Origin of the sequence: Sulfitobacter sp. TBRI5, from assembly GCF_051013555.1 — a bacterium.
Classification (GTDB): Bacteria; Pseudomonadota; Alphaproteobacteria; order Rhodobacterales; family Rhodobacteraceae; genus JL08.
In genome coordinates this window covers 1,473,391-1,497,368 of the sequence record NZ_CP112884.1, presented here as the reverse complement: position 1 = coordinate 1,497,368, position 23,978 = coordinate 1,473,391, and the positions used below count along the sequence as shown (strand labels likewise).

Annotated in this window: 20 protein-coding genes and 1 pseudogene; 15 read left to right on the top strand and 6 right to left on the bottom strand. The window is 58.2% G+C overall.

Features of this window, described 5'->3' with window-relative positions; translation table 11 throughout:
• The first annotated feature begins 4 nt into the window (after nucleotides 1-4).
• From OLX72_RS07615 to OLX72_RS07575, 9 genes are all read left to right on the top strand, one after another.
• A complete protein-coding gene (locus tag OLX72_RS07615) occupies nucleotides 5-1,207 on the top strand; it encodes a winged helix-turn-helix domain-containing protein (protein ID WP_433990190.1) in 1,203 nt (400 codons plus the stop codon).
• Nucleotides 1,208-1,416: 209 nt separating this feature from the next.
• A complete protein-coding gene (locus OLX72_RS07610) occupies nucleotides 1,417-3,510 on the top strand; it encodes a hydantoinase/oxoprolinase family protein (protein WP_433990189.1) in 2,094 nt (697 codons plus the stop codon).
• Nucleotides 3,507-5,150: a hydantoinase B/oxoprolinase family protein gene (locus OLX72_RS07605; protein ID WP_433990188.1), complete on the top strand. Its 1,644-nt coding sequence runs from the start codon at nucleotides 3,507-3,509 to the stop codon at nucleotides 5,148-5,150. Before OLX72_RS07610 ends, OLX72_RS07605 begins: the two co-directional genes overlap by 4 nt.
• Nucleotides 5,143-6,225, top strand: coding sequence for a pyridoxal phosphate-dependent aminotransferase (locus OLX72_RS07600; protein WP_114871742.1), 1,083 nt, complete (start codon nucleotides 5,143-5,145; stop codon nucleotides 6,223-6,225). The genes OLX72_RS07605 and OLX72_RS07600 overlap by 8 nt, the downstream gene beginning before the upstream one ends.
• Nucleotides 6,222-6,974 (top strand): maleate cis-trans isomerase family protein, encoded by a 753-nt coding sequence (locus tag OLX72_RS07595; protein WP_433990187.1) that lies wholly within the window; start codon nucleotides 6,222-6,224, stop codon nucleotides 6,972-6,974. The genes OLX72_RS07600 and OLX72_RS07595 overlap by 4 nt, the downstream gene beginning before the upstream one ends.
• Nucleotides 6,971-8,314, top strand: coding sequence for an MmgE/PrpD family protein (locus OLX72_RS07590; RefSeq protein WP_433990186.1), 1,344 nt, complete (start codon nucleotides 6,971-6,973; stop codon nucleotides 8,312-8,314). Before OLX72_RS07595 ends, OLX72_RS07590 begins: the two co-directional genes overlap by 4 nt.
• Entirely contained in the window at nucleotides 8,311-9,270 is a 960-nt protein-coding gene (locus tag OLX72_RS07585; RefSeq protein ID WP_114871745.1) for a D-2-hydroxyacid dehydrogenase, read from the top strand. The genes OLX72_RS07590 and OLX72_RS07585 overlap by 4 nt, the downstream gene beginning before the upstream one ends.
• A 22-nt stretch (nucleotides 9,271-9,292) precedes the next feature.
• A complete protein-coding gene (locus OLX72_RS07580; protein ID WP_433990185.1) occupies nucleotides 9,293-10,201 on the top strand; it encodes a dihydrodipicolinate synthase family protein in 909 nt (302 codons plus the stop codon).
• Nucleotides 10,202-10,362: 161 nt separating this feature from the next.
• Nucleotides 10,363-10,875 (top strand): hypothetical protein, encoded by a 513-nt coding sequence (locus tag OLX72_RS07575; protein WP_433990184.1) that lies wholly within the window; start codon nucleotides 10,363-10,365, stop codon nucleotides 10,873-10,875.
• A 220-nt stretch (nucleotides 10,876-11,095) separates the two neighbouring features.
• Here OLX72_RS07575 and OLX72_RS07570 read toward each other — a convergent pair whose 3' ends face one another.
• The 6 genes from OLX72_RS07570 to OLX72_RS07545 all read right to left on the bottom strand — a co-directional run bounded on the left by OLX72_RS07570 (nucleotide 11,096) and on the right by OLX72_RS07545 (nucleotide 15,372).
• Nucleotides 11,096-11,344, bottom strand: a complete 249-nt coding sequence (locus OLX72_RS07570) for a hypothetical protein (protein WP_433990183.1) — start codon at nucleotides 11,342-11,344, stop codon at nucleotides 11,096-11,098.
• Between the two features lie 166 nt (nucleotides 11,345-11,510).
• Nucleotides 11,511-12,497 (bottom strand): calcium/sodium antiporter, encoded by a 987-nt coding sequence (locus tag OLX72_RS07565; RefSeq protein WP_433990182.1) that lies wholly within the window; start codon nucleotides 12,495-12,497, stop codon nucleotides 11,511-11,513.
• Between the two features lie 190 nt (nucleotides 12,498-12,687).
• A complete protein-coding gene (locus tag OLX72_RS07560) occupies nucleotides 12,688-12,861 on the bottom strand; it encodes a hypothetical protein (RefSeq protein ID WP_433990181.1) in 174 nt (57 codons plus the stop codon).
• A gap of 45 nt (nucleotides 12,862-12,906) precedes the next feature.
• Nucleotides 12,907-13,128 (bottom strand): hypothetical protein, encoded by a 222-nt coding sequence (locus OLX72_RS07555; RefSeq protein WP_433990180.1) that lies wholly within the window; start codon nucleotides 13,126-13,128, stop codon nucleotides 12,907-12,909.
• Between the two features lie 604 nt (nucleotides 13,129-13,732).
• Complete coding sequence (locus OLX72_RS07550; protein ID WP_433990179.1) at nucleotides 13,733-14,359, bottom strand: exopolysaccharide biosynthesis protein; 627 nt, start codon at nucleotides 14,357-14,359, stop codon at nucleotides 13,733-13,735.
• Between the two features lie 5 nt (nucleotides 14,360-14,364).
• Entirely contained in the window at nucleotides 14,365-15,372 is a 1,008-nt protein-coding gene (locus OLX72_RS07545; protein ID WP_433990178.1) for a TerC family protein, read from the bottom strand.
• Between the two features lie 843 nt (nucleotides 15,373-16,215).
• Between OLX72_RS07545 and secD the strand changes: the two genes are divergently transcribed.
• From secD to OLX72_RS07515, 6 genes and pseudogenes are all read left to right on the top strand, one after another.
• Nucleotides 16,216-18,756, top strand: coding sequence for a protein translocase subunit SecD (secD, locus tag OLX72_RS07540; RefSeq protein WP_433990177.1), 2,541 nt, complete (start codon nucleotides 16,216-16,218; stop codon nucleotides 18,754-18,756).
• Nucleotides 18,757-18,803: 47 nt separating this feature from the next.
• Nucleotides 18,804-19,199: a hypothetical protein gene (locus OLX72_RS07535; RefSeq protein WP_433990176.1), complete on the top strand. Its 396-nt coding sequence runs from the start codon at nucleotides 18,804-18,806 to the stop codon at nucleotides 19,197-19,199.
• A gap of 63 nt (nucleotides 19,200-19,262) precedes the next feature.
• Nucleotides 19,263-19,775: a pentapeptide repeat-containing protein gene (locus OLX72_RS07530; RefSeq protein WP_433990175.1), complete on the top strand. Its 513-nt coding sequence runs from the start codon at nucleotides 19,263-19,265 to the stop codon at nucleotides 19,773-19,775.
• On the top strand, nucleotides 19,772-20,062 hold the full coding sequence (locus OLX72_RS07525; protein ID WP_433990174.1) for a hypothetical protein: 291 nt from the start codon (nucleotides 19,772-19,774) through the stop codon (nucleotides 20,060-20,062). The genes OLX72_RS07530 and OLX72_RS07525 overlap by 4 nt, the downstream gene beginning before the upstream one ends.
• A pseudogene (locus tag OLX72_RS07520) lies at nucleotides 20,050-20,349 on the top strand (transposase); the annotation flags it as partial. The gene OLX72_RS07525 and the pseudogene OLX72_RS07520, both read left to right, overlap by 13 nt.
• Nucleotides 20,350-20,573: 224 nt before the next feature.
• Nucleotides 20,574-23,888, top strand: coding sequence for an ATP-binding protein (locus tag OLX72_RS07515; protein ID WP_433990173.1), 3,315 nt, complete (start codon nucleotides 20,574-20,576; stop codon nucleotides 23,886-23,888).
• Nucleotides 23,889-23,978 lie beyond the last annotated feature (90 nt).

Genomic DNA, 23,978 nt, shown 5'->3' with positions numbered 1-23,978 from the left:
CCGGGTGCCTGTACCGATTTTGAAAAATGCCGATGCACGGCGTTTGTTTCTGGACCGGCATGCCCTGGCCGACCCCCCCGCCGGGCCAGCAAAGGGGCCTATCCTAGGCGAACTGATCAAACGCCTGGGGTTTGTCCAGCTTGACAGCATCAACACCGTCGCCCGCGCGCATGATCTGATCCTGTTTGCACGACGCCCGTCCTTTCGCTGTGCCGATCTGAAGCGGTTATATGAAAAAGATCAGGCCCTGTTCGAACACTGGACCCATGATGCCGCGATGATCCCGATGGAGTTTTATCCGCACTGGCACCTGCGGCAGGCACGAGACGCCCAAAAGCTGAAGAACCAGTGGCGCAACTGGCGGCGCGACGGATTTGAAAGCCAGTTCGAAGAAGTTCTGCGCCATGTCCGTGATCATGGCCCTGTGGGATCTTCGGATGTTGGCAAACATGAAAAGCGCGGATCGGGCGGCTGGTGGGATTGGCACCCGTCCAAAACCGCACTGGAATATCTGTGGCGCAGCGGCGCGCTGACCGTCACCGGGCGCAACGCCTTTCAAAAGCAATACGATCTGACAGAGCGCGTGATTGACCAGACCCTGATAGACAATCGCCCTGATCCCCAGACCAGTATCAACTGGAAATGCGCGGGCGCGCTGGATCGGCTGGGCTTTGCCACCTCGGGCGAAATCGCGGCATTCTGGGCAACTGTCACACCCGCCGAGGCCAAGGCGTGGTGCACCGAACATCTGGCTGCCGGTGACCTGATCGAACTGGATGTTGAAAGCGCCGACGGATCCCTGCGCCGCTGTTTTGCGCGCCCCGATGTTTTTACCAGCGCACACTCAGCGCCCGAGCCGACAAACCGCATCCGGGTGCTTAGCCCGTTTGACCCGGCATTGCGGGACCGGGCGCGCGCGGAACGCCTGTTTGGATTTCACTATCGAATCGAGGTCTTCACGCCCGAAGCCAAACGCAACTACGGCTATTATGTCTTTCCGTTGTTGCAGGGCCGCAGGCTGGTCGGACGGATCGATATGAAAGCGCATCGTGATCTGGACAAGCTGATCGTCAGGGCGGTCTGGCCGGAAAAAGACATCAGGTGGTCAGACACAAGGACACAGAAACTGGGCGCTGAACTGGTCCGGATTGGCCGTCTTGCCGGAACTTCCCGGATCGAGTTTGCCGACGGCTGGCTGCGTCCTTGAATTGATCATTTGACAGACTCAAAACTTTTCGCCACGGTTTTCTTGTATCTTTGGATCGGCGGACACCCCTTTGAATAGCATTGTTCAAACCCAGCTTTGCAATCGCCGCGCGACCGGCTGCGATCTGGTTGTTTAACGGGCGGGGCCAAAACGCCCCTGTTCGCCATTGTTAGACACGGGCAGCCCTGCCCTTTTTTCAAAGACACCCAATGACATCTCAATCCAGTTTGCGCCTTGCCGTCGATATCGGCGGCACGTTTACCGACACGGTTCTTATGAATGGCAAGCTGGAGGTTCTTGCCACCGCCAAAACCCCGACCACACCGGAAAATCCGACACTTGGTGCGCTGGATGGCGCACACATCGCGCTGGACCTGGCCGGACACCAGATGGCCGATGTGACCGGATTTATCCACGGCACGACCCTGGCAACCAACGCCCTGATCGAACGGCGCGGGGCGCAGGTGGCAACCATCACGACGGCCGGTTTCCGCGATATTCTGGAAATCGCCTATGAGCGCCGATACAGCCAATATGACATCAACCTGACAAAGCCCGATTTGCTGGTCACGCGGGACCGCAGCCTGACAATCGGCGGGCGCATGAATGCAAAAGGTCAGGAACTGACACCTCTGGATACCGATGCCGTGCCCGTTCTTTTGGAACAGTTGGATGCCTGTGGGGCTGATGCGGTGGCAATTTGCCTCCTGCACAGTTACGCAAATGCGGATCACGAACAGGCCTTGGCCCGGCTGATCCTGCATCACCGGCCCGATCTGGTGGTGTCGGTATCAAGTGATATCAGCCCCGAAGCCCGCGAATTTGAACGGCTCTGCACCACCGTTGCCAACGCATATGTTCAACCGCTGATGTCGCGGTACCTGAAGGATTTTGCCAACCGGTTCGCGGCCCATGGCCTGACCTGCCCGATCCTGATGATGACAGCAGGTGGCGGGATGACCACGCTGGAAACGGCGGTGCAACACCCGATCCGTCTGGTTGAATCCGGGCCTGCCGGTGGTGCCATTCTGGCCGCGCGTGTTGCCGCGCAAAGCGGTGAAACCGAAGTGCTGTCTTTCGACATGGGGGGTACCACGGCCAAGCTGTGTCTGATCGACCGGTTTCAGCCGCAAACGGCGCGGAATTTCGAAATCTCGCGCGCTGAACGGTTCATCAAGGGCAGTGGCATGCCGGTGCGCATTCCCGTGCTTGAAATGATCGAGATCGGGGCCGGCGGCGGTTCGATCGCGTCCGTTGACCGGCTGGGCCGGCTGAAGGTCGGACCACAAAGCGCGGGCAGCGAACCGGGCCCAGCGGCCTTTGCCAAGGGCGGAAGCGAACCGACAGTGACGGATTCAGATGTTGTTTTGGGCTTGATAGACCCTGGTCGCTTTGCCGAGGGACGCCTGAAGATCGATGCCGGTGCCGCGCAAAACGCGCTGGCGCAATACCTGGCAGCAGCGTTGCAAACAGACAGTATCGGCGCTGCAATTGGCATCAGCGAAATTGTCGACGAAAGCATGGCCAGCGCCGGGCGGATGCACGCGGTTGAATCCGGCAAGGATCTGGCGACACGCACGATGATTGCCTTTGGTGGCAACGGGCCATTGCACGCAACCCGCGTTGCGCGCAGGGCCGGTGTTTCACGCATTCTGATCCCGCACGATCCCGGCGTCGGATCTGCTGTCGGGTTCCTTTTTGCACCCGTATCCTTCGAAATTGTGCGTAGCCGCTACGCCACCCTAGATGATCTGGATACCGAGGCGCTGAACCGGTTTTTCGAAGAGATGGCGCAACAGGCCAGCGCCGTGGTGCGCGCAGGTGCCCCCGATCAGCCACTGCACCAGAAACGCAGCGCCTTCATGCGGTATCACGGACAAGGGCACGAAATTGAAATTGCATTGCCAGAACGGAAACTGGCCGCCAGCGACATTGCCGGATTGAAGGCATCGTTCGAACGGGAATACAGCCAGCAGTTTTCGCGCATCGTCCCCGGAATGAAAATCGAAATCATGAACTGGGCGCTGACGGTTTCAACCCACGCGCAGGAACCCAGCCCCGAAACAAGGGATATTGCACAAAACGATGCGCAGCCCGACAGCACGCGAACGATCATTTGCGATATCACCGGCCAGCCGGCCAAGGCCGGTGTCTACCTGCGCAAAACGCTGCGGCCCGGCGACACGCTGAACGGCCCTGCCCTGATCCTTGAACCGCAAACTACAACATTCGTCAGCCGCGATTTCCGTGCCCGCGTTGACGCGAACGGCACCCTGGTTCTGACGCAAGAGGAGCGCGTATGATGAACGATTTGTCCAACACCCGCCTGCAAGTGATGTGGAACCGGCTTTTGGCGATTGTCGAAGAGCAGGGTCAGGCCCTGATCCGCGCGGCTTTCAGCCCGATCGTGCGCGAGTGCGGCGATATCTCGGCTGGAATCTTCGATCTTCAGGGCCGCATGCTGGCACAGGCCGTGACAGGTACACCCGGGCACATCAACACGATGGCCGAAGCCGTCAAAACCTTGCGCGCCCGGTTTGATCTGCAACAGATGCAACCGGGCGATATCTACATGACCAACGATCCCTGGATCGCCTCGGGGCATCTGAACGATTTCCTGTTGATGATGCCGGTTTTCTTTCAGGGGCGCGTTATCGGCTTTACCTCGTGTACATCACATCTGGTCGATCTGGGTGGCCTTGGGATGGGTCCCGAAGGGTCGGATATCTATGACGAAGGGCTGCTGATGCCCCCCTGCAAACTGGTTGAACGCGGCGAGATCAACGCGCTGCTGATGGAGATCGTCAAAGCCAATTCGCGCGAGCCGGTTGCCAATGAAGGCGACATTTACGCGCTGGTCGCGTGTTGTGAAACGGGTGCAACCCGCCTGTCCGGGATGATGGAAGAATTCGGATTGCAGGATCTGAACGCCTTGTCCGACTATATTATTGCCACATCACGCGCCGGTACTCTGGCGGCAATCGCCCAAGTGCCTAACGGCGTTTACAAGAACACGATCGGGATCGACGGATACGAATCCGCGATCGATCTTTGTGCCACGCTGACAGTGTCTGATACGGGCATTTCGCTTGATTTTACCGGAACATCGGGGTGCTCGGCAAAAGGCATCAACGTTCCGTTGAATTATGCGACAGCGTATTCCGTCTTTGCTTTGCGCTGCATTATCGGGCCGGACATTCCCAACAATGCCGGATCACTGGAACCGTTTCAGGTGACGGCGCCAGAAGGATGCATTTTGAATGCTGTGGCACCCGCCCCGGTCGCAATGCGCCATACGATCGGGCAGATGACGCCTGATCTGGTCTATGGCTGTCTGCATCAGGCCCTGCCCCATTCCGTGCCGTCCGAAGGCGCATCGTGCATGTATGATCTGCCATTGCGCCACACACCTGATGCGGTTCAATCGGGTGGCACCCAATTCGCGCTGGAACTGGTCTATAATGGCGGCACCGGGGCCCGCCCGACCGCCGATGGCTTGTCGGCCACAGCCTTTCCCAGCGGCGTCTGGGGCAGTCAGGTTGAAATGACCGAAGCGGTCGGACCGGTTTTGATCACCAAGCGCGAATTGCGCTGTGACAGTGGCGGTGCCGGAACATTTCGTGGCGGTTTGGGCCAGCACATCGAAATGATATCCGCTACGGACGAAGACATTATGCTGTTTCTGTCGGTTGAACGGATCAAGAACCCGGCACGGGGACGCAACGGCGGGCATGCCGGTGCGCCCGGTCGTGTGCGTATCGGGATGGACGGGCCCGATTTGCCCGGCAAGGGCGAGGTGCGCATTCCTGCGGGAAAAACGCTTGTGTTTGAAACGCCCGGCGGCGGCGGATTTGGTGATCCGGCCCAACGCGCGCCAGAGGATATCGCGCGCGATATCGCGTTCGGGCTGGTCAGCAGGGACAAGGCGCAGCGAAATGCTTAAGGCGAACGCACATATCGCCGATATGGCCCCTTATGCGCTGGCCAACCTGACGGCGGAACCCGGCACACGGCTGATTTCCCTGTCCCAGAACGAAAGTCTGCGCCCGCCCAGCCCCCGCGCCAGCCAAGCGGCGATCACGGCAATGGGTCAGGCCGCGCTTTATCCTGATCCCGATTGGACCGATCTGCGCAATGCCATCGCGCAGGTCCATGCCATCGATCCGGCCATGATCCTGTGCGGGGCTGGATCAATGGAATTGATTGCCGCGCTGCTGCATGCCTATGCCAGCGCGACAGACACGATACTGGCCCCCGCCTACAGCTATGCCTTTTTCCGGACCATGGCGCATGTCACGCAGGCACGGTATCTGATTGCGCCGGAACCGGATTTGCGCGTTTGCACAAATACCCTGCTGACCGCTTTGACGGACGACACAAAAATCGTGTGCATCGCAAACCCCGGCAACCCGACAGGCACCGTGATCCCTTCGCAGGATTTGCGCGATCTGCGGGCCGCATTGCCCCGCGATACCCTATTGATCATTGACGAGGCCTATGGAGAGTTTGCCACTTCGAACGAACCGGTCTTTGATATGGCCCAATCGGGCAATACCGTCATTCTGCGCACGTTTTCCAAGGCTTACGGTCTGGCGGGCCTGCGTGTCGGGTGGGGCGTTTTTCCCGAACATATCGCCAGCGAAACACGCAAATTGCTGAACCCGAACAATATCAGTGCCGTCAGCCAGGCCGCTGCCGCCGCAGCGATGCAGGATCAGGAATACATGAAAAAAACATGCAGCCTGACGGCGGACCTGCGCACAGAGCTGATAAAAACCTGCCGTCAACTGGGCCTTGAAGTACCTGAAAGCCAGACGAATTTTGCCCTGATCCGGTTTGACAGCGCCGCCAGCGCCAACAGTGCGGACAGCGCGTTGCGACAACGCGGCGTGATCATGCGCGGCATGGCCGGGTACGGATTACCGGAATGCCTGCGGGCAACAATAGGACCCCCAGAGGATATGAAGCTTGCTATAGAAACCCTGAAACAATGGCACGAACAACGAGGCACCAAATGAGATATCTTTCCCGCGGGACGGCCCGTATCGGGGTTCTTGTGCCCTTTACCAATACAAACCTTGAGGCGGACATGGCGCTTATGCGGCCGCAAGGCGTGTCGTTTCATTACGCGCGTCTGGGCGGATATGATCGCGATGAGATACCGGACGAAAAACAAATGGCCGGTCTTGGTGCATCCGATCTGGATGAACCGCTGGCCCTGTTGCTGGGGGTAAGGCCGGATGTGGTGATGTACGGCTGTACCTCTGCCACGCTGACGCACGGACCGCAATTTGATGCCGACCTGTCGCGCAAGATCACGGATTTGAGCGGTGCGGCAACAGTGACTGCGGCAGGGGCGCTGGTTTTTGCGCTGAAGGCCCTGGGCGCAACCAGAATTGGCTTTGCATCCCCCTATGTTCCAAAAATCAATGATGACGCAGTCGCCTTTCTGCAAAGCTGCGGAGTAACCACCCTGCACCGCTCTGAAGTTATGGGCACTTTGGACAATTACAGTCAGGGCGAACTGACGCCGCAAAAGGTTTTCGATCTGGGGCGCGCCGCCGATCATCCGGACGCGCAGGCGATTGTTCTGTCGTGCACTGACATGCGCAGTGTGGAAATCATCGACCGGCTTGAAGCCGAACTGGGCAAGCCGGTGATCACGTCAAATCAGGCGATGCTGTTTCAGGCTTTGCATCACCTTGGGCTGGGATACGCAGACGGGTTTGGAAACCTGTTCACATCGCTGGAAAGGGAAACGGCATGACGCAGATGGAAAAAATTGCAGATTTCATTCTTGATCCCGACCTGTCGGTTCCCGAAAGCGCGCTGGCGATGGCTGCCACGCTGCTGGTTGACACATTGGGGGTATGCGCGGGCGCGACCCATCTGGATGCCGGGCGGATCGCGCGCGATTTTGCGGTTGATTTCCACGCGGCCAGCGGCGCCGGTTTTGCCGCCCCGATCCTGTTTGACGGGCGCCATGCCAGCCTGTCTGGCGCGGCCTTTGCTGCGGCCACCCAGATCGATAATCTGGATGCGCATGACGGCTATAATCCGACCCTCGGGCATATCGGATGTGCTGTCGTGCCCGCGCTGTTTGCCTTTGCCGCACATTGCCCGGAATTGACCGGCAGGCAGGCGCTGACGGCCTTGGCCATGTCATACGAAGTTGCGGCCCGCGCCGGAATTTCATTGCACGCAACAGTGTCTGACTATCACACATCCGGCGCATGGAACGCCTTGGGCGTGGCCGCTTTGGGGGCGCGACTGCGCAATCACGATACGCCGACGCTGCGGCAGGGATTGGGCATTGCGGAATACCACGGCCCGCGCAGCCAGATGATGCGCGAAATTGCAAACCCCACCATGTTGCACGATGGATCAGGGATCGGTGCGCTGACCGGCGTGAACGCCGTGCTGCTGGCCGAACGCGGATTTCTGGGCGCGCCCGCCATCACGGTGGAATCGGACGAGGTTGCGCAACACTGGGCCGATCTGGGGGGCGACTGGACCATTGAGCGGAATTATATCAAGCCCTACCCGATCTGCCGGTGGGCCCATGCCGCGATTGATGCCACACACGCGCTGCTCACCACCCACGACCTGAACGCGGATCAGATTGCGTCTGTCCATATCAACACATTTCGTCAGGCGGCATGTCTTTATTCCGGTATGCCGGAAACCACATCGCAGGCGCAGTATTCGCTTCCTTTTGCTGTCGCTGTTCTGATGCGTCATGGGCGCATCGCCCCCGAACATGTGAGCGGCGCGGCCTTGTCCGACCCGGAAACCGCGCAGGTGTTGACACGGATCACAGTCAGCGAAACGGCGCGCCATTCTGATCGCTTTCCTGCCGGGCGCTGGTCGGATGTGACGATGACACTGCGCGACGGGCGCAGCTTTCATTCCGGTGATGTTCATGCCAGAGGTGGGCCCGAGGCACCGATGGACCAGACAGAACTGAGGGAAAAATTTGACGCGATGGTAAATCCGTCTTTCGGACCTGGCCGCAGTCAGGCGATCTGGGATGCCGGCATGGGGCTGGTGCAGTCCGACACCCTGTTTTCCAGTCTGTCGCATGTCGTGGAAAAGGGGCCGGAATGACCACTGTCGTAATTCACACAGACCATCCGCAACCCTGTATCGATCTGCTGTCACCGCGGCATCCCGATCTTACCTTCGTACCGTGCAATACATACGAGGCATTGCCGCAATGCCTGCGGGATAACCGCCCTGACGTGGTGTTTTCTACCCGTTTTGCGGGAACACCGTCTTACCCGGCGCAGGCGGTCTTGGGCCCTGATGCGCCGCGCTGGCTGTCCGTCGGCGGATCCGGTGTGGATCATCTGGGCAAGTGGGACACGGACAAGATCACTGTTACCAATGCTGCCGGTGTCGCAGCTGGCATGATGGCCGAGTTTGCGTTTGGCTGCCTGTTGCATTTCACCCTGGATATCGACGGACTGAATGCTGACAAATCCGCCCGCATCTGGCGGAACAGGACTGTCACGCCGTTGCGCGGCAAAACGCTGCTGGTCATCGGATTGGGGCAAACCGGTCAGGCCGTTGCCGCGCTGGCGCAGGCGTTTGGCATGACTGTGATCGGCACACGTGCGCGCCCGCAACCGATGGACAATGTCGATCATGTCTATGCCGCGGATGAAATCGCAACCCTTTTGCCCAGCGCGGACGCCATTGTTGTCTGCACCCCCCTTCTGGACAGCACCAGAGGATTACTGGACGCGGCAGCCTTTGCCACCATGAAACCCGGTGCCCTGCTTGTTGATGTTTCGCGCGGCGGTGTCGTCGTGCAATCCGCCCTGATCGATGCGTTGACGCGGGGCAATCTGGCTGCCGCTGGTCTTGATGTGTTCGAAACAGAGCCTTTGCCCGAAGATAGCCCGCTGTGGGAGCTGCCAAATCTGGTTGTTTCGCCGCATTGTTCAAGCGTTTATGACGGCTGGGAGAACGCATCGATCCTGATGTTCTCGGACAATCTTGTCCGGTTTCAGCAGGGCGCACCGCTGCACAACATTGTTGATCCGCATCGCGGCTACTGAATGACTACAAAAAGGTTTTAGAATGTCCAAAGGCGCATTTCACGGCATCGTCACACCGATCCTGACACCCTACAACGATGATCAATCCATCGCGCGCGATCTTTATCTGGCGCATGCGGCATGGCAGCTGCAAATCGGGGCCGACTATATTTCCCCGTTCGGCACAACCGGCGAAGCTGTCAGCAACGGCATGCAGGAACGCATGTCAATATTGGAAGATCTGGTGGCAACCGGCAATGTCCCCCCGTCGAAAATGATGCCCGGTACAGGCGTTGGCGCCCTGCCAGACACAATTGCGCTGACCCGCCATGCCGTTGATCTTGGCTGCGCCGCCGCAATGGTTCTGTCACCCCATTATTACGCGGGCGCGACCACGGATGAAGGCCTTTATCGGTACTTCAGTGATCTGATCGAAGGTGTCGGATCAGACGCCTTGCGCATCTGCCTGTATCACATCCCGCAAATGACCGGCGTGGCGATGACACCAGCGCTTTCGGCGCGCCTGAACACCGCGTTTCCCGATATTGTGAGCGCCTACAAAGACAGTTCGGGCAATTGGCAGAACACGCTGGACGTTCTGGCCGCCGCACCGGGTTTGGCTGTTTTTCCGGCATCGGAAACACGATTGGCCGAGGGATCAGCGGTTGGCATCGCCGGATGCATTTCGGCAACCTGCAACACCAACATCAAACAAATCCGCCAGTATCAGGATCATATTCTGGCCGGTGAAACATCTGCGGCCAAAAAACTGACACCCGCAATCGATGCACACCGTATGGCCGTGCAGAACGCGGGTCTGATCCCCGCGCTAAAATCCATGATGGCCGCCGCCAGCGGCGAAGCAAGATGGCTTAACCTGCGCGCCCCGATGGACCGCGCCGATCCGTCCATCGGCGTTGAAATCAACAAAACGCTGAAATGGTCACTTTGAGAAACCTCGAATTTTGGCGAGGATGAGAAAGACATCGTGAACAATTCAACTGCAATTTTTTGGTTGAAAAACGGAGGTTTGGCTTGAATTGCACCGCTGGTGAAACTTGTTTCAAAAACTTTCGATTCCTTATTGCTCTTTGTTTTTGGACCGGAGTGAATGTGACAGCATTTGTTCAATCCGCATTCGCTAGTGATGAAAAAATGTCGAATTTTCAGAAGGAATTTTTGATCGAAAAGGAGGCAAAAATTCGTTTTCTAGCTTGGCCGGGATCAAGTGAATTCGAATTGACGTTCCAGCAGGCCGATGAGCTTGGGTATCTGCATGATGACCCCAAAAGCGAAAGTATCAAAGATGCCGACTTGTTGCTGTTTTTCTTGGATGGTTGGGACGATCTTGAAAAGATCCCCCAAAATTACGAGGACTTCACGCGCATTTTTGATTCAATTGATAGGGATGGGGGTGAAGTTACTCTGCACTATGACGTGGATTTTGGAGAAGAAAGCGGCCTGAAATCAAAAAGATTATACTTCCTGAATATCAGGAATATTCCAGAGCAAGCATTTGACACTCTCAGCGACGCTTGTCGTGCCAAGTTCATATATGGCAGTGCCTTTCCTGAAGACGCATTCAAACTTTGGATGGACAGCGGTTGCCTGAATACAAGCAATTGACGGAGACACCAACGGGCACCTCTGTAGTGTGGAAAAATAACAGACGCACGGTTTAACGCGTGTGTAGGAGGCATAAGTGGTCGCTTGATCCTCGCGTTCATCAGCGATCTTTCACCGCCAAGAAGCAGGAAAGGTGAGACGATCAGCCAGAGGGCCAGAGATGCGTAGACCCATCTGAACTTGTCATGCTTGTTCATTGCACAATCTCCAAGGCCAGGGGTTACGTGTCCGTTTCGATATCGGGGATCATCTCGGTTTCAACCGCGATCATCATTTCTTCATCATTCACCAGGCCATCGGCATTGGTGTCGATTTCCAGAAACAGATCTTCGGTGAGTTCGGGAAAGACCGTTTGAAGCTCAACGAGGGATGCTTTTCCGTCCCCGTCAGTATCGATCTGCGCACTCATGGCATGAGCCGAGAAGGCTACGAAGGTCGCGAGAAGAGCACCAAGGGCGACTCTACTCATTTTTTTCTCCATAAGAGATGTGGCGATCCAAAGCGTTTCGCCTATTGCAGAAATGGACACGTTCAATGCGAAAAACAAGAGCGAGTTCGAAATATAGGAAGTAGTGAATTCAGGTCACTAAAACGAAAAACAAATGGAGGACCGTATCTGCCGATGCAGTGCCTATTCACGGCCAGAGCACGTAAAGATAGCCCAAATATCCTGCAAAAAGCGCCGCGCCCTCCCATCGCGCGATCCTCAGGCCGGTCCATGCGAAGACAACGATCAGGACAGAGACGCCGACCATGACGAGGTTGTCGAAACTTGCAATTTCGGCCGGAACTTCGCCTGGCGCGATCACTGCCGTGGCGCCGCCGATGAACAGGATGTTGTAGATGTTCGAGCCCACGATGTTGCCGAACGCTACATCGGCTTGCTTACGAATTGCTGCAAAAACGGATGTTATGAGTTCCGGCAAGGATGTACCGACAGCGACGATGGTCAAGCCAGTTACGGTCTCCGATATACCGTAGGACCCCGCCAGGGCGACTGCCCCGTCGACAAGGAAGGTTCCGCCCAAAACGACAAGCGTAAGACCACCCACGGTTATCAGTAGCGGTGTCATGATCGATCCGGATGGTTTCATCGGCGGTACGGTACCGGGATCCACCGACTGAAGTGCCACGCTCTTGTCGTAGATTGCCCCGTGGTCGGGCTTGGTATTTGCCAAACTCTCCTGCCGAAAGGCGATGTAGACATAGACGACAAGCGCCAGAATGAAAACCACACCCAACCAGCGTTCCATGGGCATCGTGGCTGCAACTGTCGTAAACAGGACTGCAACTGCAACCATCACCGCTCCGTCTCGTCGCAACGCCGTGGAGGCTATGGCCATCGGGTACAGGATTGCAGAAACGCCGAGGATCAACAGGATATTGGCAATATTCGAGCCAACGATGTTGCCGTAGGCAATTCCGGGCGCGCCGATCAGCGCGGCTTGAACCGAAGTCACAAGTTCCGGGGTCGAGGTGCCGAACCCCACAAGCGTGAGCCCGATGACGAGTGGAGAGACGCCAAAACGGCTGGCCACCTGAACCGCGCCGCGCACGAGCAGATCGCCACCCACAACCAAAAGGACAAAACCACCGACCAGCGGCAGCCATATATCGAACACTTAGTTTCCTAGCTCTTAATGGATTCCGGATACCTGACGCGGTCTGCTATTCCGCTTTCATTTGACCACGTTAGTCGTTGCCAGCGTCACGGGCCATTAAAAAGATAGGCTCCAGAATAACGACATAACCGAGACAAATACCCCCGGAGAATTTTGTCCGCCGGAGGTATTGTTTTTAAGCTTTTGAGGCTTACTCAGTTACGGGCGCGGTCTGTTCGATCGCAGGGATCACCTCATCGGTGGCCCCGCCGCCGAACCAATCATACCCGTAGCCCAGAGCGGCAATCACGACGATTGCGGCCCCTGCGGCTCCGCCCCAGACCCACCAGTTGGTCATCTTGGGCGCATGCATGTTCACAGCCATCTCATCAATCCTTCGATTGAGTGCGAAAAACCTGACCGAGAAAAGTTACTCGGTCGGTTCCTCGATCATCCCGGATTCGAGTGCGGCCGCGAGTTCCGCTTCGTCCACCAAAGTGTCACCGCTTGTGTCGACCGCGCCGAATGCTTCTTCGGTCAGGTCGGGATACTTCACCGCCATTTCGGTGAAGGAAATCTGGCTGTCGCCATCGGTATCGACGTCCGAAACCGTAAGGGCGAAGGCCGGAGCCGCGATCAGAGCGGCCATCATGGTACCAACTGCTACACGACGCATATTCGTTTTCTCCTGAAAACTTCGAAGGATTAATTCCCTCGAGTACACTTGAAATCAGCACTCCCTGATCGGCGTTCAAGTGCTCCGTGAGATCCTCGATACAAATTTCTCAGTCCTACGGTCTCTTCGGCCAATCTCCGCTCAGTGCATTACCAAAATAGGGGAAAGCGTTTTGTCCCTGCAGTCACTGCCACATAAAGCCAGCGTGAATTTGAAGACGAGTGGGCGAAGTCAAAGCCAGCCACGTCGGCGGCACCAGAGATACGGCAGCACAGCCGAGGCCAACATGGGAACAATGGCCAGCACTGTCTGAAGTTCAGCGACATCCTTGCGTTTGGCTGACCGCCCGCTGACAAGCGCCCCTAAGAGGGTAGTCTCTTCCCGTCCATATCGTGATCAACCCAACTCTCAAACGCTTGTCTTGGACACCTCCGGCAAGACCGGTTCATCCCTTAAACGCGGCGAAAACTAGCGGGCATCGACCCGCTATGTGTGTTTAACTCCGCTCACTGGCTTCGGGAAGGTCAGGAACAAGTGGGTCGAGGTCTTTTGCAGTTGGCATCGCTGTTCATCGCATGTGTCATTTGAACAGAAGCTCCAAAATCGCGAAACCGCCGAGGAAGACCATACCGGTTACAAAAGCGGTCGAGAAAAGGGTTAGGAGAAGCCCAGCGGCAAACCAGTAGCCGTCGCGCTCGCTGAGGCCGAGTGCCAGCATGATGATAGAAAACGCAGGCAAGCCGTTGGCGAAGGGAATGGGCAGGAAAAGGAACATCGCAAGTATGAGGGCCGCGATACCGATGAGCCTTTCGGCCAGCAGGTGCGAGGTTGGCCACCAACGCGGTCTGGCAAGGCGTTCGACGCGTTCGACGTAGGGAACCGACACCGTGACGATCCGCTCGAAGGCCGCGCGCTCGATAGCGCGGTCGGCGACGAAACGTGGCAGCCACACATCCGGACGTCCGAGGATGAGCTGCACGGCGAGAAACATCAGCGGCACCGCAGTGAAGACTGACGAGCCCGGGATGAAAAGAAAGACGTTCGGCGCAGCGAAAATCACCATGAGCGGGGCGAAGCTGCGGTCGCGCAGGGCGCTGACGATATCGCCGACCGAAATCTGCTCACCGTTCCCGACCGACAGGTCCCGCAGCACCACAGAGAGTTTGCGGCCGGGTTGCGGGTTCAGAAGCGGCGTTGGGGCGTTCACGGCAGTCACTCCGGTTGAACCGGATTGACCGCTAAAGGCATCGCTGCATTGGACTTTCGCGTCTGCCATAGCGACAGCGCGATACCGCCCATCAGCAATGTGGCGGTCACACCGAGAGAGAGCGCAGCCGGCACTTTCTCGATACCCAGCACCTCGGCCCCGATGACCTTGGCACCGATGAAGACCAACACAAGCGACACGGCCGTTTTGAGGTGCACAAAGCGGTGCATCATTGCCGAGAGGGCGAAGTAGAGCGCCCGGAGGCCGAGAATGGCGAATATGTTCGAGGTATAGACGATGTAGGGATCCGTCGTGATCGCAAAAATAGCCGGGATCGAGTCGACTGCGAAGATCACGTCCGCCAGTTCGACCATGACAAGCGCCAGGAATAGCGGCGTGACGAACAGGGCCGTTTTTCCCACTGAACCTACTGTCTGTCGGACAAAAAAGCGCTCGCCCTGCAAGCCGTCCGTGACCCGGAACCGGCGGCGCATGAAGCGCAGGATCGGATTGTATGCGACATCATATTCCGCATCTCCATTTCGCAGCATCTTGATACCAGTGAAGATCAGGAACGCGGCGAAAACCAAAAGCACCCATTCGAAACGTTCGACCACCGCCGCACCGACGCCGATCACGATCCCGCGCAGAATTATGACGCCGAGGATGCCGTAAACCAACACCCGGTGCTGGTAGGCCCGGGGCACGCCAAAATAGGTGAATATCATCGCGATGACGAAGATATTGTCCATCGCGAGGCTCTTTTCGACGACAAAGCCGGTCAGGTATAAGAGCGCCGCCCGTTCGCCCATGAACTGCCAAATCCAGAGCGAGAACAAGAGCCCGATGCTGATATAGAAGGCCGAAAGCAACAGGCTCTCGCGAATGCCGATTTCGTGGGATTTTCGGTGCAGAACGCCAAGGTCGAAGACCAAGAGAGCCATAACGAGGCACAGGAACAGCGCCCAGGTCCAGAGTGGCTTGCCGAGAAAATCGAGCGTCAGAAGATCCAAGATCCACCTCCAGAGTTGACCCGCCCGCAGAGGCTGTCAGAGACACCAACCCTTTGGGTCGGCGCAAGATCGGAACCTGAGCAACTCTTTAGTTGGGAGGGAAACATCGCTGCACAAGGGGCGCAAGTTACGTTTCGAAGACTTGGGGCAGCGATGACTGTACCGAGCTATGAAAACCGTACGAAAGCACCGTCGGCATTGGCAGGAAAGCGCTCACCCGAAACGGACGGCTTGTCACCCACTCGCTAATGTTCATTTACAAGTGTCGAATTCAGAGGAAGCTGTTTCTACAGAGCGACTCATCGCTCTGTATCAGGAGTGAACAGCGATGGCTGATCCAAAATCCAAACCCAAGCCGAAACAGATACCAGGCGCGCAGCCCGGCCCGCAGGGACCCCAAACTGCGAGCGGGAGCACAAAGAAGTAGCGCATCGCGACGGTTGAAGGGAAACTACCCTATGGCGCGGACACCGGAAAGATTTCTCCGGCCTCTCGAAGAGATTTTCCCAGACACGATAGATCCAGAATTACTGATTGAGTTCAGGATTTAAGCATGGGGTTGTGCGCCCTCGACAAGATAGTCTGGCGCAATCCTTCTAACCCAGCGGCGCGGTTGAAGTAACCGCGCCGTTTTTTTTTGCCACAACGCTTCAGTTCTGTCCGGCCGTTTCCTGCTTGGTCCCGCCTGAATTAACTTTGCCCCATTGAAATCTGCTTGACGCGATCTGATCTCAAATATGTTCCGCTGCGGATCATCAAGGGTCGCTAAATCGCGTCCGCGTGATGCACCCGCGACGGACTGTCGACGCGTCCCCGACCCTGCGGAACGCCTGAGGATTTGACGTGAAGACACCTGTTTGGAGGTTCGTCCTCTATGCCATCGTGATCCTGGTTGGAATCGCGCTTGCGCTGCCAACCTTCCTGCCACGCGAGACCGCTCGCGCGCTGCCTGCATGGCTGCCCGACCGACCGGTAGCACTCGGTATCGACCTTCGCGGAGGCGCGTCGCTGACGCTGCAGGCCGACGAGACGGTGCTGGTCGACGAAATGCTGGCCGACGCGCGTGCAGAAATCGGCGAGGCGCTCGAGGCGGCGGGCCTCGCTGTCCACCTGAAGATTGAAGGTCAGGACTTGGTGATCAGTCCGCGCGAACCGAATGGCCCCGCATCCTCTCTTCGAACCGCTGTTGAGAGTGCGCTCCCTACCTTCCAGCGCGGCGCCCTCAGCGCCACAGAACCGGCCTTCTATCTTACAGAAGCGAACGCCGGTACGCTGCGGCTTGCTCTGCGAAACGTTGCGCTGGAGGCAGCGCAGTCCGATGCAATGGCCCAGAGCATCGAGGTCGTGCGCAAGCGCGTGGATGAGGCCGGCGTCGCTGAACCTTCGATCCAGCGCCTTGGAACGGACCGCATCCTGGTGCAGATGCCGGGCGTGAGCGACCCCTCGGCGTTGCGGTCGCTTCTCGGCAGCACAGCAGAACTGACATTCCATCGACTGGCTCCTGATCCTGGCGGCGGACGCGCGCTCGCGGCAGACACCCTGCGCCTGCCCATGGCCGATGGATCTGGTTCTGTCGTGGTGGATGCGCGGCACGCGCTCGACGGAGAGCGGCTCGCGGATGCCTCCGCCGCCTTCAGCCCCGAAACCGGCGCGCCCGTGGTGCACTTCCGCTTCGACACCCAAGGTGCGGTCATTTTCGGAGAGCTTACGCAAGCGCTCGTCGGTCAGCCCTTCGCAATCGTCCTCGACGGTAAGGTGCTGAGCGCACCTGTCATCCGCGAACCGATCCTGGGCGGGTCCGGCGAAATCAGCGGCGATTTCACGATCGAAGAGACTACGACCCTGTCGGCGCTCCTGCGGGCGGGCGCGCTGCCCGTGCCGCTTGAAGTGATCGAGGAACGAACCGTCGGCGCCGATCTGGGCGCAGATGCCATCACTGGCGGCCTCTGGACCGGGCTTGCGGGTTTCGGGCTCGTTGCCGCGGTTTTGATCCTGCTCTACGGTGGATGGGGCCTCGTCGCGACCGGCGCACTGCTGCTGAACGTGGTCCTGACCATTGCTGCGCTGACCCTGCTGGGTGCAACACTGACCTTGCCGGGTATCGCGGGCCTGATCCTGGGCATGGGCCTTGCTGTTGACGCAAACGTGCTCATCAACGAACGCATTCGCGAGGAAACCGCGCGGGGCAAGCGTGCCGCCTCGGCCGTACAAGCCGGGTTCGACCGCGCCTATCGCGCGATCCTGGACAGCAACCTTACCACATTCATTGCGACCGCACTCCTGTTCTGGCTTGGCTCGGGTCCGGTCAAAGGCTTCGCCGTCACGATGGGACTTGGCATTCTGATCTCGCTTTTCACGGCGGTCACGGTCGTGCGCTCGGCCATGGACATCTACCTGCGGACGCGAAAGCCGAAGACCTTCGAGATCCGGGCTCCGCTCGGGTTTCTGCGTGCGAAGGCAACGCCGACGTTCCGCTTCATGCGAATGCGGTTCGCGGGACTGGGTTTGTCGCTGGTTCTCTCGGTCGCCTCACTGGTGCTCTTCGTCACTCCAGGCCTGAATTACGGCGTGGATTTCCGGGGAGGCACTTTGGTGGAGGCGCATTTCAGCGCCACACCGGATGTGGCGAGCATTCGAACCTCGGTCGAGGCACTGGAACTCGGAGACGTATCGCTGCAGCAATCCGATTGGGCCCGGAGCCTGCTGATCCGCGTTGAAGAGCAGCCAGGCGGCGAAGCAGCTCAGACCCGCGCCGCCGACCAGGTGCGTGCGGCCGTCACCGCCGATGCGCCCGACGCGAGTTTCGAACGCGTCGAGATCGTCGGCCCTCGCGTCAGCGCCGAGCTAGCCGTTGCCGGCATCCTGGCGGTGGGTGCGGCAAGCCTCGCCATGCTGATCTACATCTGGGCGCGCTTTGACTGGCCCTTCGCCGTAGGTGCCATCGCGACGCTGGCCCTCGACATCACCAAGACGGTGGGCTTCTTTGCCCTGACCGGACTCGATTTCGGGCTCACTGCGATTGCGGCCCTGCTGACGCTGATCGGCTATTCGGTCAACGACAAGGTGGTCGTCTACGACCGGATGCGCGAGAACATCGGGCTGCACCCGACCATGCCGCTTCGCGAGTTGATCGACCTCTCGATCAACCAGACACTGGCGCGGTCGCTCTATACCTCTGTCACCGCCCTCGTCGCCATGCTGCCCATGGCGATCTGGGGTGGCGCGGCGGTGCAAAGCTTCGCGATCCCCATGGCCTTCGGCATCGTCATCGCCGCGGGCTCATCGGTCTTCATCGCGGCACCCATCTTGCTTTTCCTCGGCGACTGGCGGTCGAGCAAGTCCGCGGACGCGACCTTGGTCGCCGCCGAACACTCCCCAACGTGACCGCTCCGACCCATGCAGTCGCAGCCATATCCCGAAAGGATCCTGACATGCACCACACCGTCGCACTCGCCGCCAGCCTCGCCACTCTCGCCCTCATCTGCACGATCTATTACTGCAACATCCTTGCGCGCCCTTCGAGCTGGCTGCGCAGCGAGATGCTTGCCATGGTTCTTCTCTCCTTGCTCACGGGCCTGTTCCCGCTGGCTGTCACGGCGGCTATTGCAGGGCTCTGGCAAGCGCTGACAAGCGGTTTTTCCATTATTGCGTTGGTTTCCGCGGGCGCTGATCTGATAGCTGTCGCGGCGGTCCTGGCAAGCATTTGGCTGTTTCGGAGGCTGGTGAAAGAGACTTACCGCGACAGGGTCGGGCCCGACAACGTGACACCGCTTTCACCGGCACCGGTGCACCGCCATGACGCACCGTCTCACAGGATTGCAGCCTGATCGGTGCGTTTTGTTTCTGATCCACCGTTCCCAGACGGTCGTTGCACTAAGAAGGCCTTTCGTATGCGTACGTTCAGTTTTTCACTTGTACTGGTCGTCCTGATCGGAAGCACACTTTCGGTTGCCGCTGAAACACTGACTGTCCCGCCCGAGATGCGAGCGCTCGGGCGTTGCTCTGGCTGTGAGCTTGAGAGCGGCAACTTCAGCGGATACCGCCTTACAAGCATCGACCTAAGGGGGGCAAACCTGGCGGACGTGGTCTTCGACGGTGCCCAACTGAGTGTCGCGGTCTTCGAGAATGCCGTTCTGTCGCGCGTCAGCTTTGTAGGTGCCAATCTGAGTGGAGCGAACTTCGCCGGCGCCCGTCTCAGCGATGTGTCCTTCGAGGGTGCCAACCTGCGCGGTGCCGTCTTTGAAGAGGCTCAGCTCGAGCGGACAACGCTCGATGCTGCCTATCTCTGCAACACGCAGATGCCTTCAGACGAGATGGACTATTCCGACTGTGACGGAACCTGGGAAGCCCCGGCGACGCGATCACGCAAACATAATGCCGGGACTCAGGGTTATGAGCAATGATCGAGGACTTTTGGCAGATTGCTGCGGTGGGCTTCGCGGCGCAGATGGTCGAGGGCGCGCTAGGCATGGCCTACGGGCTGACATCGACATGGCTTTTGCTGACTCTCGGCTATTCGCCAGCAGCGGTGAGCGCCGCGGTGCATCTTGCCGAAACCGCGACCACGGTCGCCGCCATCCGGGATGAATACCGCTTGAAACTAGCGCAGCGATGCGGCACACTTGGCGGACCTATTCTGATCCAAAACGGAATGCGCCTGTTTGGAAGGCCAGAAACTATCGGGCATTGAAGTCTGACTGCTCAGGATGCGAGTTGAAGGCAAAGTGCTGTCCCAAAGCCGAAACGCGTTCAGTCCATCGCGAGAAATATGAAGTCGTCAGAGATTTTGCACGCCAATGCACCGCTTCCGAGTTCAATCCGAAAGCTCAAGCGCGACGCAAGAAAGTCGAGATGCTCTTCGCCCATCTCAAACGCATCCTCGGCCTCGGACGGCTCCGATTACGTGGCCCTTGCGGTGTCCAAGACGAATTTACCCTCGCAGCTACCGCCCAGAACCTCCGCAAACTGGCCAAACTAAAAGCATCAATGACCGCTTTCATCAGGACCGGACCTTCGCCGCGTTATGGCGCAATGACCGAGTTGCGGGACTTTGCGGTCGTTCGCTCAGATTTTCCAAATGGCGCATTCAGCCGCCTTCGAACGCTCGCTGACGTCGTCGACCGGGCCTTTTGACCCTTCGCAATAGACCCAACGACACATTTTCTGGTACAGACAACAAACAGACTAAGGATATCGTCCGCATGGAGATCGATATACGCGCTTGGCTTGAAGGTCTCGGGCTTGGCGAATATTTCTTCGCCTTTGAGGAGAACCGTGTCGATGGGCAGGTGCTCGCTCATCTAACGGCTGATGATCTGAAGGATATCGGTGTCACCGCGGTGGGACACAGACGCAAGCTACTGGAAGCGATTGCAAGCCTCGGTGCTGATGATCAACCAGATGAGGCCGTTGCAGTTGGTGCGCAGGACCCTGGGGTAATTGCGCAGAAACACACGGGCGAACGACGGCAAGTGACGGTTCTGTTTGCTGATTTGTCTGGGTTCACCAGACTGTCATCGTCAATAGATTCTGAGGAAGTGCATGAGTTACTTGCTGTGTATTTTGAAGTAGTCGATGGACTCATCCGCGACTTCGGAGGAACAGTTGACAAGCATGTCGGCGACAGCGTGATGGCCGTATTCGGCGCGCCAGTATCGCATGGGAACGACGCGGAAAGAGCCGTCCGGGCTGCAGTCGCGATTCAGGAGGCAATGCCCGGCATTTCGGAGCGCATTGGCCGCCCTTTGGAGGCCCATATAGGGATTGCCAGCGGAGAAGTCGTAGCGAGCGGATTCGGATCAGACAGCCATTACACGGTAACCGGAGATTCCGTGAACCTTGCCGCAAGGCTTACAGACAAGGCGCTGGCAGGCGATGTGTATGTCTCTGAAATAGTCCGTCGGGCTGTTGGAACCGCACTCGCAGCAACTGATATGGGAGAAATCTCGGTGAAGGGACTGGCCGTCCCGGTTCGTGTTTATTCAGTGCACGGAAGCCAAAACTCGTCTGATGCGCCTCCTGAACGCCCGTTCGTAGGCCGATTGGCAGAAACCCGGCAGTTCAGGATCGCACTTGAAGCCTGCGAGGACGCCAGACAGGGACAGCTCATCCATATCCGGGGCGATGCTGGAATCGGAAAGACCCGTCTGACAACTGAATTTTGCCGCCTCGCTGTTGATCGCGGCTTCGTCTGTCATCGCTCTCAGATCCTCGACTTCGGTGTCGGCAAGGGACAGGACCCTGTGCGGATTTTGGTGCGCAGTCTCCTCGACCTGCCCGCCGCAGGTGATCTGGAAAGCAGACAGGCGGCAATGCGGCAGACAATCTCCGACGGAGCAGTTTCGGAAAAAAGTGAGGCCCACCTCAACGACCTTCTCGATCTGCCGCAGTCGGCGGAGAGCCAGGCAATGTACGATGCGATGGACAATCTCACTCGCAATGTCGGGAAGCTGCAGACGGTAGTCACCCTGGCCCGCCACTTGAGTAACAAACGTCCACGACTGATCGTTTTTGAGGATCTGCACTGGGCGGAAAAGATCGTGCTTCAGCAGATCGCCGAACTTGGTCGTGGCGCTTCTGACGCCTCCATTTTGATTGTGTTGACTTCGAGAATCGAAGGCGATCCGCTTGGTCCGTCTTGGCGGGGTCAGATCGCCAGCACGTCCTTCATGACCTTTGATCTCGGTCCGCTGAGCCCTGCCGACGCTATGGGGATGGCGGCAAACTTTGTCGGTACGGCAAACAAGTTCGCACGAACCTGCATCGAACGGGCTGCAGGCAACCCGCTTTTCCTCGAACAGCTTCTTCGGAGTGCCGAGGAAACCGGCGAGTTTCAGGTTCCCGGTTCGATTCAGAGCATCGTACAGGAGCGCATCGACAGGCTGCCGATCGCAGACAAGGCTGTCGTTCAGGCCGCATCGGTTCTCGGTCAGCGCTTCACCCTTGTCGCGTTGCAGCATTTGATTGACGATACCGGCTACGACTGTTCACGGCTTACACTGCACCAGCTTGTCCGGGAGCAAGGCGAAGATTTTCTATTCGTGCATGCGCTTGTCAGGGATGTCATATATGGCTCGCTGCTGAGATCCCGACGAAATGAGCTGCACCTCGCCGCAGCAGATTGGTTTAAAGAGAGCGATCTGCCATTGCGTGCCGAACATCTGGAACAGGCCGGGCATGAGGGTGCCGCCGAAGCCTACCGCGCAGCGGCCGAGGCGCAGGTAAAATCTCTCAGGCTCGAACACGCCCGTCGCTTGGCAGAGCGCGGCCTGGCGCTTGCGGTGGAGCCGTCGACCGTTTTTGCCCTCAACGCAATGCTAGGCGAACTTCTGCGAGAGCTTGGTGAACCGGAGCGTTCGATTGACGCTTGGCAAAAGGCGCTTGCCAGGCACAGCAACCAAACGGAACGGAGCATCGCCCTGTTGGGTATCGCCGAAGCAATGCGCATCGTTGAACGCGTAGACGAAGCGCTTGCTCTTGTGGACGAGGCGCAACCAATCGCCGAAGCGCAAGATCTCAAGGACGTCCTGATGCGCCTGCATCATTTGCGGGGTAATCTGTTGTTCCCGAAAGGCGACATCACTGGCTGCGAAGCCAGTCACAGACACAGCATCGATCTCGCAAGGCAAATCGGATCGGCCGAAGGGGAGGCGCGCGGGCTGGGCGGGCTAGGCGACGCGGCCTACGTAGCCGGTCGTATGAGCACTTCACATGACGTGCTTTCCGAATGTGTCGAAATCTGTCGAGAGCACGCTTTCGGTCGCACGGAAGTCGCAAACGCCGCGCAGATATGCCAGACTAAAATTTTTCGGCTCGAACTCCGTGAGGCCATTAAACTTGGGAAAACGGTCATTGAGGCAGCGCGCCGCGTCGGACATGACAGGGCCGAACTCAACGCCGCGACGGCCTGCCTGTTCGCCGCTACAGAACTGAACGACTGGTCGACGGCCGAAGAGTACGGGAACTATGTTTCGGCTCTTGGAGAAAAGCTCGGATCTGTGCGTTTCAGCCAAGAAGCGATGGCATTTATGGGTGTCCGGCTGAATGCGCAGGGCCGGTCGGCTGAGGCACTTTCCAAGATCAGAACGTCGATCGCAGCGGCGCGGGAACTGGGTTTCTCTTTCGGTGGACCCAGAATGCTGGGACATCTTTCTCGAATTACAAAAGATACGAATGAACAAGATGATGCGCTGGCAGAAGCCGAAGCGATCATCCAAAGCGGCTGTGTCGGACATAACCAACCTTTTTTCTTCCGGGATGCCATCGAAGTCATGCTTGATCGGGGCGACTGGAACGATGTCAGCCGCTATGCCGATGCTCTTGCGGCGTTTCCGCCGGGCGAAACTCTCCCATGGTCGGAATACTACTCGGCGCGGGCGCGCGGGCTTACCGCATGGGAGCAAGGCGCGCGCGATGATGAGGCGGTAGCCACGCTCAACCGCTTACGGGACGAAGCCCAGCGGATCGGACTCGTGTCCGCAGTGCCTGCCATCAACCGGGCTCTCGGCATAGCTTGAAAAAATTCCGGTGCAAAACCAAACCTAACCTGAAGCATCGCAAACGACAGCTTCAGCCGTCATTCAAGTTATTTCAAAAACCCGCTCATA

Excerpts from the sequence above, each read along its gene's own strand:
- OLX72_RS07610 (WP_433990189.1), top strand. The coding sequence starts at position 1,417 with ATGACATCTCAATCCAGTTTGCGCCTTGCCGTCGATATCGGCGGCACG.
- OLX72_RS07535 (WP_433990176.1), top strand. The coding sequence starts at position 18,804 with ATGCACCACACCGTCGCACTCGCCGCCAGCCTCGCCACTCTCGCCCTC.
- OLX72_RS07560 (WP_433990181.1), bottom strand. The coding sequence starts at position 12,861 with ATGGCTGTGAACATGCATGCGCCCAAGATGACCAACTGGTGGGTCTGG.
- OLX72_RS07605 (WP_433990188.1), top strand. The coding sequence starts at position 3,507 with ATGATGAACGATTTGTCCAACACCCGCCTGCAAGTGATGTGGAACCGG.
- OLX72_RS07515 (WP_433990173.1), top strand. The coding sequence starts at position 20,574 with ATGGAGATCGATATACGCGCTTGGCTTGAAGGTCTCGGGCTTGGCGAA.
- OLX72_RS07585 (WP_114871745.1), top strand. The coding sequence starts at position 8,311 with ATGACCACTGTCGTAATTCACACAGACCATCCGCAACCCTGTATCGAT.
- OLX72_RS07595 (WP_433990187.1), top strand. The coding sequence starts at position 6,222 with ATGAGATATCTTTCCCGCGGGACGGCCCGTATCGGGGTTCTTGTGCCC.
- OLX72_RS07555 (WP_433990180.1), bottom strand. The coding sequence starts at position 13,128 with ATGATGGCCGCTCTGATCGCGGCTCCGGCCTTCGCCCTTACGGTTTCG.
- OLX72_RS07580 (WP_433990185.1), top strand. The coding sequence starts at position 9,293 with ATGTCCAAAGGCGCATTTCACGGCATCGTCACACCGATCCTGACACCC.
- OLX72_RS07525 (WP_433990174.1), top strand. The coding sequence starts at position 19,772 with ATGATCGAGGACTTTTGGCAGATTGCTGCGGTGGGCTTCGCGGCGCAG.
- OLX72_RS07530 (WP_433990175.1), top strand. The coding sequence starts at position 19,263 with ATGCGTACGTTCAGTTTTTCACTTGTACTGGTCGTCCTGATCGGAAGC.
- OLX72_RS07590 (WP_433990186.1), top strand. The coding sequence starts at position 6,971 with ATGACGCAGATGGAAAAAATTGCAGATTTCATTCTTGATCCCGACCTG.
- OLX72_RS07570 (WP_433990183.1), bottom strand. The coding sequence starts at position 11,344 with ATGAGTAGAGTCGCCCTTGGTGCTCTTCTCGCGACCTTCGTAGCCTTC.
- OLX72_RS07600 (WP_114871742.1), top strand. The coding sequence starts at position 5,143 with ATGCTTAAGGCGAACGCACATATCGCCGATATGGCCCCTTATGCGCTG.